9 protein-coding genes are annotated in these 15,128 nt (G+C 56.9%); 1 reads left to right on the forward strand and 8 read right to left on the reverse strand.

Going from position 1 to position 15,128, the window contains the following annotated elements; translation table 11 throughout:
- Positions 1 to 213: 213 nt before the first annotated feature.
- The 3 genes from ACILSR_RS05065 to paoA form a co-directional block, all read right to left on the reverse strand.
- Positions 214 to 6,429 (reverse strand): AAA family ATPase, encoded by a 6,216-nt coding sequence (locus tag ACILSR_RS05065; protein WP_395748642.1) that lies wholly within the window; start codon positions 6,427 to 6,429, stop codon positions 214 to 216.
- Positions 6,430 to 6,884: 455 nt separating this feature from the next.
- A complete protein-coding gene (locus ACILSR_RS05070) occupies positions 6,885 to 7,844 on the reverse strand; it encodes an FAD binding domain-containing protein (RefSeq protein WP_395748643.1) in 960 nt (319 codons plus the stop codon).
- On the reverse strand, positions 7,841 to 8,452 hold the full coding sequence (paoA, locus tag ACILSR_RS05075; protein ID WP_395748962.1) for an aldehyde dehydrogenase iron-sulfur subunit PaoA: 612 nt from the start codon (positions 8,450 to 8,452) through the stop codon (positions 7,841 to 7,843). Before paoA ends, ACILSR_RS05070 begins: the two co-directional genes overlap by 4 nt.
- A 656-nt stretch (positions 8,453 to 9,108) precedes the next feature.
- Here paoA and ACILSR_RS05080 point away from each other — a divergent pair.
- The gene (locus ACILSR_RS05080) at positions 9,109 to 10,164 is read left to right on the forward strand and encodes a fatty acid desaturase (RefSeq protein ID WP_395748644.1); all 1,056 of its coding nucleotides are present in this window, start codon (positions 9,109 to 9,111) and stop codon (positions 10,162 to 10,164) included.
- A gap of 27 nt (positions 10,165 to 10,191) precedes the next feature.
- On the opposite strand, the gene ACILSR_RS05085 is transcribed toward ACILSR_RS05080, so the two are convergent.
- The 5 genes from ACILSR_RS05085 to ACILSR_RS05105 are packed head-to-tail and all read right to left on the reverse strand — an operon-like array spanning position 10,192 to position 15,127.
- A complete protein-coding gene (locus tag ACILSR_RS05085; protein ID WP_395748645.1) occupies positions 10,192 to 10,566 on the reverse strand; it encodes a four helix bundle protein in 375 nt (124 codons plus the stop codon).
- A 57-nt stretch (positions 10,567 to 10,623) separates the two neighbouring features.
- Positions 10,624 to 11,544: a hypothetical protein gene (locus ACILSR_RS05090; protein ID WP_395748646.1), complete on the reverse strand. Its 921-nt coding sequence runs from the start codon at positions 11,542 to 11,544 to the stop codon at positions 10,624 to 10,626.
- A 6-nt stretch (positions 11,545 to 11,550) separates the two neighbouring features.
- Entirely contained in the window at positions 11,551 to 12,390 is an 840-nt protein-coding gene (locus ACILSR_RS05095) for a hypothetical protein (RefSeq protein ID WP_395748647.1), read from the reverse strand.
- Positions 12,391 to 12,402: 12 nt separating this feature from the next.
- Positions 12,403 to 13,305, reverse strand: coding sequence for a MotA/TolQ/ExbB proton channel family protein (locus tag ACILSR_RS05100; protein WP_395748648.1), 903 nt, complete (start codon positions 13,303 to 13,305; stop codon positions 12,403 to 12,405).
- Positions 13,306 to 13,348: 43 nt separating this feature from the next.
- A complete protein-coding gene (locus ACILSR_RS05105; protein WP_395748649.1) occupies positions 13,349 to 15,127 on the reverse strand; it encodes a hypothetical protein in 1,779 nt (592 codons plus the stop codon).
- Position 15,128: the final 1 nt, after the last annotated feature.

Below are 15,128 nucleotides of genomic sequence, written 5' to 3' on the forward strand. Positions count from 1 at the left end.
GATTTTCTCAACTTCGGAGTGTGTCGAGAGGTTCAGCGTTGCCTTGACGTCCGGTGCCTTATATCCCTCGGCGCAGAGGGGACGTGGGAGAGGACTGGGTTGATGGATGGCGTTGGCATCATCACTGGCAACGAAATAAGTGCGTCCTCGCCGCCGGGGAGATAAGTGTTCTCACCGCCCAAAGTCTTCGTTTACTGATTCATCGTTTCTCAGCTACGTTGTATGGATAAAAAACGTGTCAGTTTCACGAGTTGACTCGGCTGTCGGCTCTTTCTTCCAATGATCCTTGAACCATCTTCGGGATTCCTCGGTGTGAATGGCTAGGACGCGATTTCTTTCGCGAAGAATTGTTTTAAGCCAGCTATTCCGGACGATGAGGCGCATGCCAGCTGAAAGCAAATCACGAGAGTCAGGATTTTCCTCGTAACCCTCCTGCCACTCCTCAAGCCGGGCAATGGAAATCCCATTCATCACCAGCTCCCTGCCATCGAACACTAATTCGTAAGCTTTTAGCCAAGTTGGGTGAAGAAATGCAATCGACCTAAAGCCCAGAAACACTGTGCCGTTGTAATGTGAGCTAACCAACGGAAGTAACTCGTCATTAAAGTCGACAGGTAACGCCTTCTTTAGAAGCCGACGCTGGCTTTCGGCAAGAGTGAGTCGTTCTTCCTCATGTAGTGTTGGAATTTTGTCAGACCAATGTTCGAACGACGGGAGCGAATCAGGCTGAGATGCGAGCGCAGGCGATATGAGGGCGGATCGGACACGCAAGATTGAGACGAACACGGGATGATGGCCGTCGGATTGCGATTGCAGACGTTCCTCATGAACAGTCGTCCATTCTTCGGCGGACATCTCCTCAATTCGCTTTCGGGAAGACGAGTGGGCTTCCTCTACCCACGATGCTCCATTGGTGACATCCAAGGCAGGAATGTCATGCGGCTTAGCGCTAGGTAGCGCACAAATGAACGCCGGATCTCCCGCTCGGAGAACATTCTCCAAAGCTGTGATTGTGTCCACGTTGTAGCGTCCGTTCTCAACAGCTTGATGCACGAACTCCTGTAGTAACTCTGCAACTCTGGTGTGAAAGCGAGGAGCAATCCACACAACTCGGCCGTCCCTCGCATGATACCGCCAATCGTCCTTCAGGCGTTCTGTTTCCTCTTCTTGGCTCCACTGTAATTCATAAAGTTTACGCTCAAAGTAAGCCAGGACGAATCCAGGTGATAGATTGAGCAACTCGCAAGTAGCGATTAGCTGACTGCGAAGGTCGAAAAGCACAGCTCTCTTAAAAAAGAGGACAAACTCAGAAGATGGATTTGAATGAATGAATCTGCGACTCGGATACGCGATCAGCGGCGAATAGGACCGCTTTGCTGCTTCAGCCGCCGCGCTCGCCGCTGCTGTCGCTTGGCCAGCTGCGACGATGACCGATACAATCCGAACCAAGCTCAAAATCAGGCGGAAGTTTTGTTCCTTGAAGAGAGGGATTAGAATATCGAAATGCAATGCGAGTGCCGTTGGGCACATTTCTGCTAAACTCTCAATCAAGACTTCTAATCGCTCGCGAAGCAAAGGTCCGCCTTTCGCCATTCGTTCGCAGGTGATGCGGCATACGAGTTCAGGGAAGAACTTTGCAAGATACGACAAAACTCGTACCAGCCTTTTTGCTTGCTCGATCTCTGGCTCAGCGACTAGGTCTATTAGAAATCCGACTATTTCTGCTTCTTCAACTCGTCCATCCTCACGATAGTCGTGCAGCCACGCATACAGGTCAGCTTTTGGCAAATGAGCAAATAATTCGTCGCAATGCTTCAAATAGTCCTCAAAGACCGTCCGCAGGCGGTGCGTATCTCCCACGGCGGAATAATACCGTGCGATCATGCGCGGCAAATCGAATCCCCCGTATTCAGCGTCAAGCGCTCTTACGCAGCGCTCAGCAAAGAAGGCTTCGACCTTTTCACGATCCCGCTGGCAAAGTTCAACTAGATACTCTTTGCCTTGATACGTGCCGTGGTTGTATTCGCTGATGCGTTGGTAGGCAAGAAGGAGGCACTTAAAACCCTGGTCCGATTCACCGAAATCAAACAGCCTTTGTGCGATAGCGTGCAATGACTTTGCTCCCACGTCATCACCTGTAGCCTGGGCAGCCTCCCAAACACTAAGGATTGATTCTGGTGTCGTGGCTTTAGCTGACTGCGACTCCAAGGCGGTGGCGATCATATCGCGATCGTGAAAATAGGAATTCTCCGCTCGCAATTTTTCGAGCGTTCGGCTGAACGTTTCGAGAGAATGAGAGAGAAGCTCTTCGACTTTCGCTCGACCTGTCGGTGCCCCGTCAATCGTGAACTCCTTTTCGGGTGACAACCGTGTAGGTGAATAAGGATCGCGAGTTTGTGGACGCGTGCGCGATTCTGATGTATTCACATCTTTCCAAATGTCGTCGGGCCACCAGGCGGGGTCGAGGAATGAGCGAATGAAGACACTGTAATTATCTCTCCATGCTTGGGCCTCACCCGGGTTTTGCAGTTGACCAAGATCCCTCAGGGACTTCGCGACGCGCGTAACCTGCTTACTGTGTCGCCCGCTCTCATAAAAGTGTGGAGTAAATGCATCTTTTAGTGTCCACAAAGCCTGAGGATCGCATTTATTTACGGCCAAGCAGTACTGCTCCAAACAGTCAAGTAGCTTCCATCGTCCGGTGTGATGCAGGAAAAAGCGCACCAACTGAAACGCTGCTTCTCGGCTAGTCTGAAGAACGATTCTGAAAACAGACTGTTCAAAATCCTTTGTTCCTCTGTTGTCGGTGGCCGCCTGCATCCACTTTATCATCTCGAGTATCGCTGCCGACCTGGTCAATCCATGTTCCGGTTCATGCACATTCAACATTTCCAATACGTCGACGAGGTGGTCTATTGTTGTATCTTTGTGAGATCCGTATGTGAGAGAACACGCGGCACCTTTCTCCCGCCATCGTTCGGCATCTGTGCGCCAACCACAGTTTCCGGCAATCGCCGCAAGCCGCAGGAAGTGTTCACTTCGCGAGCCCGATTTAAGCGCAGTCGCTTCCTCATATGTCTTTGCGCAGGAGCGCAAGATCGGTAGGAGACGCGAGCGCATCCCCGGAACCACCATTACCCGCTCCCAAATATTTAGTTCGAAAATATAGTCTTCTCTAGTTTCGCTAATACCCCATTGCGAAGTCCACATTTCGCATTCCCGCAACGCCAGCAATCTATCGCACCAAGAGTCAAGTTTATCCGGTTGATGGGTAGCCACATATCTGGTGAGACGAAAGAACTGCTCCGGCAGCATAGGACGACAGGCTCGCAACGTCTCCATCTCGTCTGATTGGTCCTCGTTCCCAGCTTTGACGAGTTCGTCCAAAGCACCGATGGCAGCCAAATATCCCTCGTCCAGTGGAAATGTCCCAGATGCCGCCCGTCCAATGCAGATGCCGGCTTGAAGAAGGAAGCGCAAGAATCCGGCATACATCGTTTCCGCTTTACCAAGGTGGTTAACCACATTCCTAATTTGCATCGGGTCGTTCTCGTACCCCAGCACGAGAGCCGTCCATTCAAAGCGATCAAAATGCCCTTCGATTTCTTCGGTTGGCTGGTCGCGAGGATGTTCCCGAGGTGGGAGGATGACTGTCCCTGCCAACTCACGGACGCGCGTTACCGGAAGTCCGACGAGAGCTGCATAGCCAGCAATTTCCAAATTTGTACCGACTGGCGTATTCGAGAGGAAGTCGTCCACCTCCAGCGCCAATTCGTTATTTGGACGATATTTCGCTACGAGTCGTAGCAAAATGTGACGCACTAGGTTGTTTGGAAATAGTCGGCGGATTCGCTTGAAACGCTTCCAATCGTCGGGTGGGCCATATCGGAACCGACTTGAAAGAAAATCCTTAAGTGGTGGGGAATAACCGGGAAGAAACCTGTCAATCCGCTCCAGCATCTCCCGTGTGGGATTAAGCTCCGATAACCAATGGAGGACCCGCCCAGGTCTCGCAGCATAGATCCCCAATACTTCTGCAGACGGCGCGTTCTCTTGTGTATCTGCAAAAACTCTATAAAGCTGCTCTCCCAATTCTCTGTGATTAGTCTCAGCGCACCAGACCATGACCTGCTCCGCAACACGAGGCTCGACAAGCCAGCGCTGATCCTGTGGACGGCAGCAAAAACCAAGAACATCTCCGACTCGACCTAGTGTCAATTGCACCTTCGCCAACGAATCATAATTAAACTGTGAGAGTCGCTCGTGCGTCCGGAAATGCAGCGAGCCTAGCCGCGCCAATGCAACAAGATCTCGGCGATGCGCAGCAGTTTTGATGGCGGCGTCGATAGCAGTCATGATCTCTACTGCTGGTCGACAGTGTTGGAGCGCATAGTCGACAAACGGGCGGTTTACTTCAGCAAGCAGATAATCCTCATCGGAGGCTTCAAGGGCGTATCTGAATGCATACGCAAACCATCGCGGACTCCCACGCTCAATTTTGAGTCTTTTGAGAATATCGGCAGCAATTGTCTTCCGAGTGGTCGATTCCAACTTTCCATTCACGAAGACGCGAAAGCTATCGTGGAAAATTGACAACTGCCCATTCTCATCGCGAAGGAGGTGGGTAATTGAACGAAGTGCGGCATCTAGTTCAACCTGAGAAATAGCGCTTTGAAATTGCTCCAATTCCTCAGATCTTACCGGAAACCTTATAGCCGCCATTACGCCACATAGATAGCGTCCATACATCATTCCATCTCGTTCGAAATTTGCCCAAAGTCGCTCGTAGTAGTTGCGGATGTCCCCATCTCCCGCCTCGGGCATGGTTTCGAGCGTCTCGGGTTCGCTTTGATGTTCGCGCAGCCATGACGCTACATAACGCAGATATAGAGGCAATCCCCGGCTCTTTCGATGTATCAGATCTATCCGGATTTCTTCAAGGTGCAGACCGTGTTTTTCGACAAGATAGGTTCGGATCTCGCCGACTGTGAATGGCGGGATGGGAACATGCCGTTGTTGGCGCCCGTCGCGCAATGCGAATGGCTGCCAGTGTTTGAGTTCCTGTGTACCAACAACAATAATGACCCCTGCCGGTAAATTTGTCGGCAACGCGCAAAGCGTGGTGTCCCTCACTTGCGCATCTCTTTCTGCGTGATCCAATCCATCGAGCAGAATAATTAGCTTTTTCCCTTGGTCACTGATGACTTTACCGATTGCGGCGAGCGCCTCCACAAAATGGTGCTCGCTGAAATCAAACTTCCGATTGATAAGGGAGTCGAACTCGCGATAAAGTTCTGATAGCAGGTTCACACGCAATGCTTCAGCTTGGATTCGGAGTCGGCTATTGTCGTCATCTGGGGCAACGAAACAGAAATAGCGACAAACCGCAAAACGATTGTCCTTTACTAATCCGTCAAAAAACTCAGACAATGAGGTGGATTTACCGCTGCCGGGCAGCCCGGTTACGACAATATAGCCACCGCTTGAGTTCTCAATTTCCCGGCGAAGTGCATCTTCGAAGGTTTCCACCTTGACAAAGTGGTCGGAATCGACGGGAAATATTTGTGGCAGGAGAAAACGACGTTGCGCCTTTTTGAACACCTCATCCAAGTGTGATCGATTAATGGGCTCGTGTAAGTCTATCGCATGGCGCTCTACCAACTCCTTGAGTTCAAGGAAGACCGTTCTGTCAGATATGCCCAATTTGTGATCTAATACTTCACCTTGCAGGTATCCGCGCAAATCGTCCAATCTTCGCTGACCAAGTCTGAACTGAAAGACTTGAAGAAAATCCTGGAAATGCTTGTCGGCATCAGGGCCCACAAACGCACAAGCTTTCTCAAGTTTATCTCGAAATTCTTTTGGCTTCTTTCGTAGCGTTCCAGCAATAAAACCGGGTGTGAATTTGCCATCTGCTCCGATCACTTTTTCGAGTTCTGAATCTCGACTTCGATTCGATAACAATTCGACCGTAATCTCAAAACCAAGATGATCTACTTTTGCCTGACGCCATCCTTTTGCATACTTTCCGAAATAAGTGGCACTATTTTCGTCAACAAAATCTTCAGGGACGTATACTGCTAACGGATCGATGGCATACTTTGCTTGAACAGCTCTTATGCGATTCCCCGAAAATATGACGATATCGTCGATTGCTTCTGTTTTCTCATACTCGAGGTAAACCTGATACTCTTCGCCACCTGCGTAGAGTTCAAGGACGACAAGAAGTGCAGAGAAATCCTGGAACTCGTCACCTTTGCGACGTGAGCTTCCACGCTTGTTCCGAGAGAGCGATGTGGTGGTTGTATGCATCAGACCGTGAAGCCGATGGTGGCGGATGATTGCGAAGTGCCGGAGCCGGGCTTGCTGATTGCTTTTCGTGCCATGTGGGGATTTTCCTATAAAAGCCGGGGATGATTCGGATGGCAAGGAATGAAGGGAGGCGGTGGGGGGAGAATTTATGATTTATGATTTTGGAGGCGGGACGGAGGGCGTTTGCGGTGGGCTGGGCGTGAAAGAGGTCTTGGGGACGTTCGGCGGCGGCTTGGGGATAAGCCGCCCTATCGGGCGATGGGGTGTTATGGCACGACGATGGCAAATGATTGGGGGAACACGCTGCAGCTGCTGGCTTTCCACGGTTTTAGGACGGCGGACCTTTTTTTGGCGCCTGAGATGATGCAGACCCGGAATTTGGGACCCGACGCAGCGGTTCGGTTCCCTACCGGGCCTGCGGCATGGGTTTCGCGGTGTGATCGGTGGAAAGAGGGCTGTATCGCTGACGCTGCGTTTGGGACGTTCGAGGCGGCGGCTTGGGGGTAAGCGGGCCTAGCGGGGGCTGGGTGCTTTGGGGGGAGCCAGTTGCGGCGCAACTGGACTACTTTGGACTACGGGCGGGGGCCTTTGACGTCTTCGAGGATGGAGGCGAGGGCGCGCTCTACGAGCCGAATTTTGAAGGCGTTTTCGGGGGTGGGTTTGGCGCCGGCGAGGAGGCGGGCGGTGAAGGCTTTGGCGCCCTGGGGGAGGTCGGCTTCGGCGGATTCGACACGCCAGGGCTTGTGGGCGATGCCGCCGATGGCGACGCGGCCGGAGCCGTTTGGCTGGATGATGGCGGCGATGGAGATGAGGGCGAAGGCGTAGGAGGCGCGGTCGCGGATTTTCAAGTATACGTGGCGGCCGCCGATGGGGGGCGGGAGGGTGACGGAGGTGATGAATTCGCCGGGGGCGAGGATGGTATCGAGATGGGGCTCGGTGCCGGGGAGGCGATGGAGGTCGGCGAGGGGGATGTCGCGGGTGCCGCCGTCGGGCTTGATGGTGTGGACGGTGGCGTCGAGGACGCGCATGGCGACGGCCATGTCGCTGGGGTGGGTGGCGATGCAGGAGTCGCTGACGCCGATGATGGCGTGCTGGCGGCTGTAGCCGTGGAGGGCGCCGCAGCCGGTGCCGGGGGTGCGTTTGTTGCAGGGCTGGTCGGAGTCGTAGAAATAGGGGCAGCGGGTGCGCTGGAGGAGATTGCCGGCGGTGGTGGCCATGTTGCGGAGCTGGCCGCTGGCGCCGGCGAGGAGGGCGCGGGTGAGGACGGGGTAGTCGCGGCGGATGGTTTCGTGGGCGGCGAGGTCGGTGTTGCGGACGAGGGCGCCGATGCGGAGGCCGCCGGTGGGGGTGGCTTCGATTTTGTGGAGGTCGAGGTCGTTGACGTCGATGAGGTGGGCGGGGGTCTCGATCTGGAGCTTCATGAGATCGAGGAGATTGGTGCCGCCGGCGATGAATTTGGCGCCGGGGGTGGTGGCGGCTGCGGCGGCGGCCTCTGCGGGGGTGGTGGCGCGCTGGTAGGTGAAGGCTTTCACAGGACGCCCTCCTTTTCGACTTCGGTGATGGCTTCGGCGATGTTTGAGTAGGCGCCGCAGCGGCAGAGATTGCCACTCATGCGCTCGCGGAGTTCGGTGGGGGAGAACTGGGGGAGGGTGGTGAGGTCTGTGGTGACGTGGCTGGGGATGCCGGCTCTGATTTCGCGGAGCATGGCGACGGCGGAGCAGATCTGGCCGGGGGTGCAGTAGCCGCACTGGAAGCCGTCGTGCCTGACGAAGGCGGTCTGCATGGGGTGCATTTTTTCGGGGGTGCCGAGGCCTTCGATGGTGGTGATGTCGCGGTCCTGCTGCATGATGGCGAGGCTGAGGCAGGAGAGGACGCGGCGGCCGCCGACGAGGACGGTGCAGGCGCCGCACTGGCCCTGATCGCAGCCTTTTTTGCTGCCGGTGAGGTGCAGGTGCTCGCGAAGGGCATCGAGCAGGGTGGTGCGGGTGTCGACTTCGAGTGCGTGGGTCTGGCCGTTCACTTTGAGGGACATCTTCATGGTGGCGCCGGGGCCGGTGAAGGGTGGTGGCGGGGGCTGCTGGGCGAGGAGGGAGGGAGAGAGGAACTGGGAGCCCCATATGGAGGCGGCGCAGCCGCTCATGTGGGTGACGAATTCGCGGCGGGTGGGGCCTTCGCTGGCGGCGGGGGCGGTGGTGCCGGGGGCTGGAGGGTGCGGCGTGACTTCTTTTTGCGGCCCACCACTGGGGGATGAGGGGGTATCGGGCGTGTTCATGAGGAGCGACCGTGAGAGGGGTACTCCTCGATTTCGATGCTGGGGATGGGGGCGGATGGGGGGGATTTGAATTATGAAGGATGAATTATGAATTATGAAGGGGGATGGGCGTGAGGGGGGGATGCTTGAAGATATTGGGATGTGGTATGGGAGGCGGCCGGGGTTGAGGGCTGGTGCAGGTGTGAGCCTGGAGATGGGGGTGGCGTGGGGCGGGGGCTTCGTGGGCGAAGTGGGCGGATTTGCGGGCTGAGGTTTGAGGGGGCAGCGGGACCTCGGGGTGGGGCGAGGGCAAAAAAGTGGGCGTGCAGTCTTTTTGCAGACCCACGCCCTTGGATCAGGACGCCGCGCTTTTCGGTGGGGATTTGCGCGAGGTGCTGAACGATAAGGAGATCGGATGAGAGGGGTGGGCCGGATGCCTTGCGTGAGGATTTATTTACGGTATGGTCACGAGGCGCGGGGTTGAGTCGGCGATTGAACAGCTGGGATCTGGCGTTATGATTATAACGACAAACGAAAGGACAGTCATGAATATGAGTGGAGCGAGCATCCCGACGCTGACAGCGCGGTTTCCGACGGTTGCGGAGTGGAAGGTGATCGTGGCGAAGTTTCAACAGCCGTCGCTCTGGCGGGCGGTGGTGCAGCTGGTGAACACACTGGTGCCGTATGTGCTGCTATGGGCGGGCATTTACTGGGCGCTGCAGGTTTCGTGGTGGCTGGTGGTGCCGCTGGCGATGATGGCGGGCGCGCTGGTGGTGCGGGTGTTCATCATTTTTCACGACTGCGGGCATGGGTCGTTTTTTAAATCGAAGCGTGCGAATGACATCGTGGGCTTCATCACGGGGATGCTGACGTTTACGCCGTACTACCAGTGGCGGTGGGAGCATTCGCTGCACCATGCGACGACGGGGAACCTGGACAAGCGGGGGATCGGTGATGTGTGGACGATGACGGTGCAGGAGTACATCGAGTCTTCACGATGGAAGCGGTTTGCGTACAAGCTGGCGCGGAACCCGATCGTGCTGCTGGTGATCGCGCCGTTTGTGCTGTTTGTGATTTTGCAGCGGATTCCAGCCAAGGGCGGGGATGCGCGTGAGAAGAACTCGGTGTGGTATATGAATCTGGCGCTGCTGGCGCTGGCGGTGGTGATGTCGTCGATCTATGGGCTGATGAATTATTTGATCGTGCAGGGGATCATCACGGGTGTTTCAGGTGCGTGCGGGGTGTGGCTGTTTTACATTCAGCACCAGTTTGAGGATGCGTACTGGGAGTCGCATGAGGAGTGGGACTACACGGAGGCGGCGCTGCAGGGCTCGTCGTACTACAAGCTGCCGCGGGTGCTGCAGTGGCTGAGCGGGAACATTGGGTTTCACCACATCCATCATCTGAGCTCGCGCATTCCGAACTATTACCTGGAGCGCTGCCACTATTCGCACCCGGTGTTTCAGCAGGTGAAGCCGATCACCATTCGCGTGAGTTTGAAGTCACTGTGGTTCCGGCTGTGGGATGAGCAGCAGAAGAAGCTGGTGGGATGGCGCAGAATGAGAGAGATCAGGAAGCAAAAGATGAAGGATGAATTATGAATTATGAATGATGAAATCCGGAGGTCATTATTCGGAGTCTTTGCTGTCTTTTCCTTTTTTTGCGTTCTTGGAGATGGTGGTGAGGATGGCTAGGAGCTGCTGGGCTTCGTCGTGGAGTGGGGCGAGCTTGGAGGAGGGGACGATGTCTCCTTCCATGAGGAGTTCGAGCCAGTAGGATGTTTCATCGAGTTCCTTGAGGCAGTCGCCGACTTTGGCGATGAACTCGGCTTTGGAACGTGCGCGGTGAGCTTCGCGGAAATTGGCCCCCACGGAAGTGCCGGCGCGCAGGGCCTGCTTTCCCATGACACGTGCCTCATCTGTCTTTGGCAGGGCGACGAACATCCGCACGACTCTCAATGCGAAGGCTTTGGTGCGCTCTCGTAGATCGAAGGGAGGAGGCATGGAGGGAAAAGATGAAGGATGAATTATGAATGATGAAGTGCATCCTTCGTCATTGTTCTAGAGCGGCTTGGGGGAGGTGCCTTTGGGGCTGAAGGTGATGATGTAGTGTTCGGGGACGACTTCGAAGCCGTAGTCGAGGCCGGCTTCGAGGATGAGTTCTTTGAGGGAGCGGAAGGTGTCGTAGGAGTCTGGGTAGACATTGAGGCTGACGTAGCCGCCCCAGCGCTGGAAGCTGGCGAGGAGGCGCTTGACGGTGGCGGTGTCTGTGAGGGAGATGCCTTCGTTTTTTTGGGGGATGGCCTCGAAGGCTTCGTCGGCTTTTTCGACGCGGGTGATGCCGGAGAATTTTTCGCCGGAGGCGTCCACGAGGGGGTAGATGGCGCCGTATTTGAGGAGGACGTTGATGGGGGTTTTGGTGATCTCGCGCTCTTTGGGGAAGCGGACGTGCTCGGTCTGCTTCGCGTTGTTGTCGGTGATCTTGCTGCGGATGCTCTGGATTTTGGCGGCGAGATCGCGGCCTTTTTCTTTGGCGGCTTCTTTGCGGGCCTTGGCATCGGCGGAGCGCATGTCGAGGGCTTTGACTTCGGCGCGGAGTTCTGTGATTTCGCCGACGGGGTCCTTGGTGGATTCGTCGTTGGAGTTCATCTGGGAGGCCTGCGACTGGCGGAGGCGCTCCTGGGTGGCGCGGAGTTCATCGCGCTCCTGGAGAAGGGCCTGGAGCTTGTCCTGGCCGGTGTCCTTCATTTTCTGGCTGAGGAGCTTGATGCCGGCGAGTTCTCGGTTGGCGGCGTCGAGACGTTCGGCGAGGAGGCGGCCCTGGGTGCCGGTGGTTTCGGTGGGATCTCCCGGGTTGGGCGGGGTGTTATGGGTGAGGAGTGCGAGGAGGCAGGAGATGAGGATGATGCCGCCGAACATGTTGCAGAGGGTGTCTAGCAGGAGGTCGAGGCTTTCACTGGAACTGGGGCGGAGTTTTCTCATGGCGGGTCACTCCTTTGCGGGGGTGGTTTCGAGCTGGATCTCCTCGGGGATGAGGTCGTAGCCGATTTCATAGCCTGCGCCGCGGATGCGCTTGTTGATGTCGTCAAACTGGAGGGAGCCGGAGGGCTTGAAGTAGATGACGGTGTAGTGGGAGGCGGGGGGGAAGGCTGTGAGAGCCTGCATGAGGTCGTCCTGCGAGGAGACCTGGCGTTCTTTGGAGCCGTCGAAAAGGAGGATGCGGTAGTTTGATTTTTCGACGACGACGAGGACGGGGTCCTTGTTGGTGGAGCTTTTCTGGGGGATGAGGCGGAGGACGTTTTTCTGGTCGTAGCTTTTGATGAGGCGGCTTTCGGCTTCCTTGAGCTCGCTTTCGAGGGCGACGAGTTTTGACTCGGCTTCGGCGGCCTCCTTGGTGTTGTCCGGGAGGAGCTTTTTGAGGGATTCGATGGTGGTGAGGAGCTTCTGCTTTTCGATGCGGACCTCGATGTCGAGCTGGGACTGCTCGGTGCGTTCGGTGGGCTTTGGAGAGGAGGCGGAGATGAGGCGCTCGATGGAGAGCTTGAGCTCGGCGATCATGCGCGTGAGGGTTTCGGGAGTCTCGTTGGAGGGAAGCTCTGTGAGGGGGGCGGCACGCTTGGCCTGGGCGATTTCTTCGAGTGTTTTCTTCAGGGCGGAGGCGAGCTCGGCATGGGGGTCCGGGGTGCTGCTGGTGCTGAGGACTTCATCGAGATTGAGGGCGAGGAAGATGGTGATGATGACGAGAAAGCCGGTGGTGCCAGTGATGACGTCCTGGAAGGCGAAAAAGCTTACGGCGCTGCCGTCTGATTTGTTGAACCGGCCTCTCATGCTGGGTGGGGATCAGTTGGACTGCAGGCGGAGCTTGCCGGAGACGTGCTTGCTGCAGACGTCATTGCAGTCGTCGAGGAACTGGGACTCGAGGGCCTGCATGAAGCTGACGAGGAGCTGCAAAATGAAAGCGCAGACGAGGGCGACGAGGGTGGTCTCAAAGGCGGTGGAGAGGCCGCCGGTGACGGTCTTGAGGGAGGCGCGGATGGCGGCGAGATCGCCACCGGCGGTGAGGGTGTCTGTGAAGGCGCCGATGGCCTGGCTGAGACCGAGGACGGTGCCGATGAAGCCGAGGACGGGAATGCCCCACATGAAGCCCTGAACGATGCCGTAGCTGGAGGCGACCTGGGCTTCGTCATTTTCAGCCTGCACTTTCAGGATGGCGGCGACGTCCGCGGTGTGGCCGATGTTGTGGAGATTGGCGAGGGCGAGATCGATGCGATTGAAGAGCACGAAGTGGTGGGGATTGTCCACCATCATGCACATGCGGTCGCGGACTTCGCGGGCGGTTTCTGGAGTGAGAACGAACTCGGGCTCCTGGGGCATGATGTGGAGGCCGAGGGCGCGGCGCTGGAGGATGAATTTGCGCCACTTGATCCAGAGGAGGGCGAGCGCCCAGAAGAAGAGAAGCATGGTGGGGTAGGGGCAGGGGCCGCGCTCGAGAAACATGGCGGCGAACCAGTGGGTGTGAGGCCAGCGCTGCTGGACGATGACGATGGCGGCGTAGAAGGCGGCGGTGAGGAGCACGCCGAGGATCATGGACATGAGCCTGCCGGGATTGGTGAAGCGGCCGCCGTGGAAGCCCCACTTGCGCTCGATGTCTGAGCGGGACCAGTCGAGGGTCTTTTTCGGGTCCTGGTAAGGGCTGCCGGAGATGGGGGCGTGGGTGGAGGGCGGGACCTGGGGAATGCTCATGGAACGAATGATAGGAAAGGAGAGTGAATGGAGGGCTCAGACGTCATTTGTCCCCGGTGTAGGGAATGGGGTCGATGCCGTTCTGGCGTTCATCTTCGATGGAAATGAGCCGGTATTTGGGCGTGCCCTGGCCTTCGAGATTGCGAGCGCAGGCCTGGATCCTGCTGCTTCCGATCTCCATCGCGGTGACGAAGGTCTTGGCGGAGGCCATGTTTTCCTTGGACTGCTGCTCGGAGGAGAGGAACTCCATCTTTTTGACATCGGTGATGTCGTCATGGCCGAGCATGGTGGTTTCCAGGCCAGTGGGCAGGGCGGCGCTGTCCGGTATCTCGTCGAAGGCGAGGAAGCAATGATTGGGGACGAGAACGAGGTAGGATTGAATGCCAATTTTATGGAGCACCGAGGCCATGAGGACGGTGCCGTCCACGCAGTTTGCCTGGTGGTTGTCTATCGACTCCTGCAGGAAGCGGACGCTCTGACTGACAACCCTGTCGCCTGGGCGGGTGGTGACGACGTTGCTGTATTTGATGCCGCGGCGCTGCAGGGCGTTCCAGATGGAAAACACCTGAAGCCTGACCTGCTTGGCGATCTTTGCCGGATCATCGCCCTGATAGCCGTTAAATTTTTTCACCAGACCGGACTCAAGGGCCTCTTTGAGGATTTGCTGAACCTGGGGGTGGTCCTCATTGACGTAGGCGGCAAAGAGGAACGAGAGGTTGGTGCCGCCATCGCCTTCCTTGTTCAAGAGCAGCAGGGGGCAGTCATTGATGGACCGCATGGTGTAGGTTTCGGTGACCTGCCGAAGCTCCTTGCCGTTTACGGAAGCAGAGAAGATGACATTGATGGGACGCTGCTGCCGGACTCTGGTGAGGGACTCGAAGTTCCAGACGATCTTGGGCATGATCATGGCAGTTCCGTCCCCGCCCAGGTTGTTGACGACCACCTCTTCCTTGGAGGGTTGCATGAAGCCTTCGGCAGAAATTTGAATGCTGACCTTGTCGCCTTTTTTGAGACCTGAGAAGTCCATGCCCAGCCAGCTGTTTTCGTCGCCGTAGAGCGGACGTTCGTTCTTGCGCAGAAGGGGATCGTCCTCGGTCTTCTTGTCCTCGGCCGCCTGTGCATCGCCATTCCAGTCCACCTTTGCGGTTGAAACGAGGGCGCTGGGGTAGAACTCCTTTCCGGTGAGGGAGTAGGGCTGGAACTTGACCTGCGCCGGCGTGGAATCCGGCTTTTCCTTCGGGGTTCCGGAGGTGCTGGCACTGGCGGTGCCACTGCCACTGCTGCCAAACTTATGCGTGGCGAAGAAATAGACAGCCACGATGCCGAGAAGGATGAACAGGGTGGCGGAGCCGATGATGAGGGGCCACAGCCAGGCGGGCTTGTGCGCTGCAGGTTTGGCCGCATGCGGACTGTGGGGCATTGGCACCGCCTGTTTGCCCTTCACCAAAGGCGGCGGTGGCGCGGCGGCATAGGCCTGCTGCGGTGGATAGTGGGTTGGTGCGCCCGGGTGAGGATAGTGCTGCTGATACTGTGGCTGGTAAGGAGCGGTCTGCGGCGGGTAGTGGGCCTGCGGAGCATAGGCGGCCTGCTGCCTCTGCTGCGCCTCCGCCGCGGCTGCTGCCGCTGACGCGCTGCGCTTTTCAGCCTCGGCGGCGGCGCGGTGCTGCTCCAGGAAGTCGCGGAGGACGATCCATCTGCCGTCCACCTGGATTTTGTAGAGGGAGTGGATGTCACCGGCGGAGAGGCCGGCTTCGATGGCGCTGTAGGTGAAGCCAGATTTCTTGGTTCCACGCCATTCCAGGGTGTAGGTGGTGTCACTCATA

Source organism: Prosthecobacter sp., assembly GCF_044222565.1.
GTDB lineage: Bacteria > Verrucomicrobiota > Verrucomicrobiia > Verrucomicrobiales > Verrucomicrobiaceae > Prosthecobacter.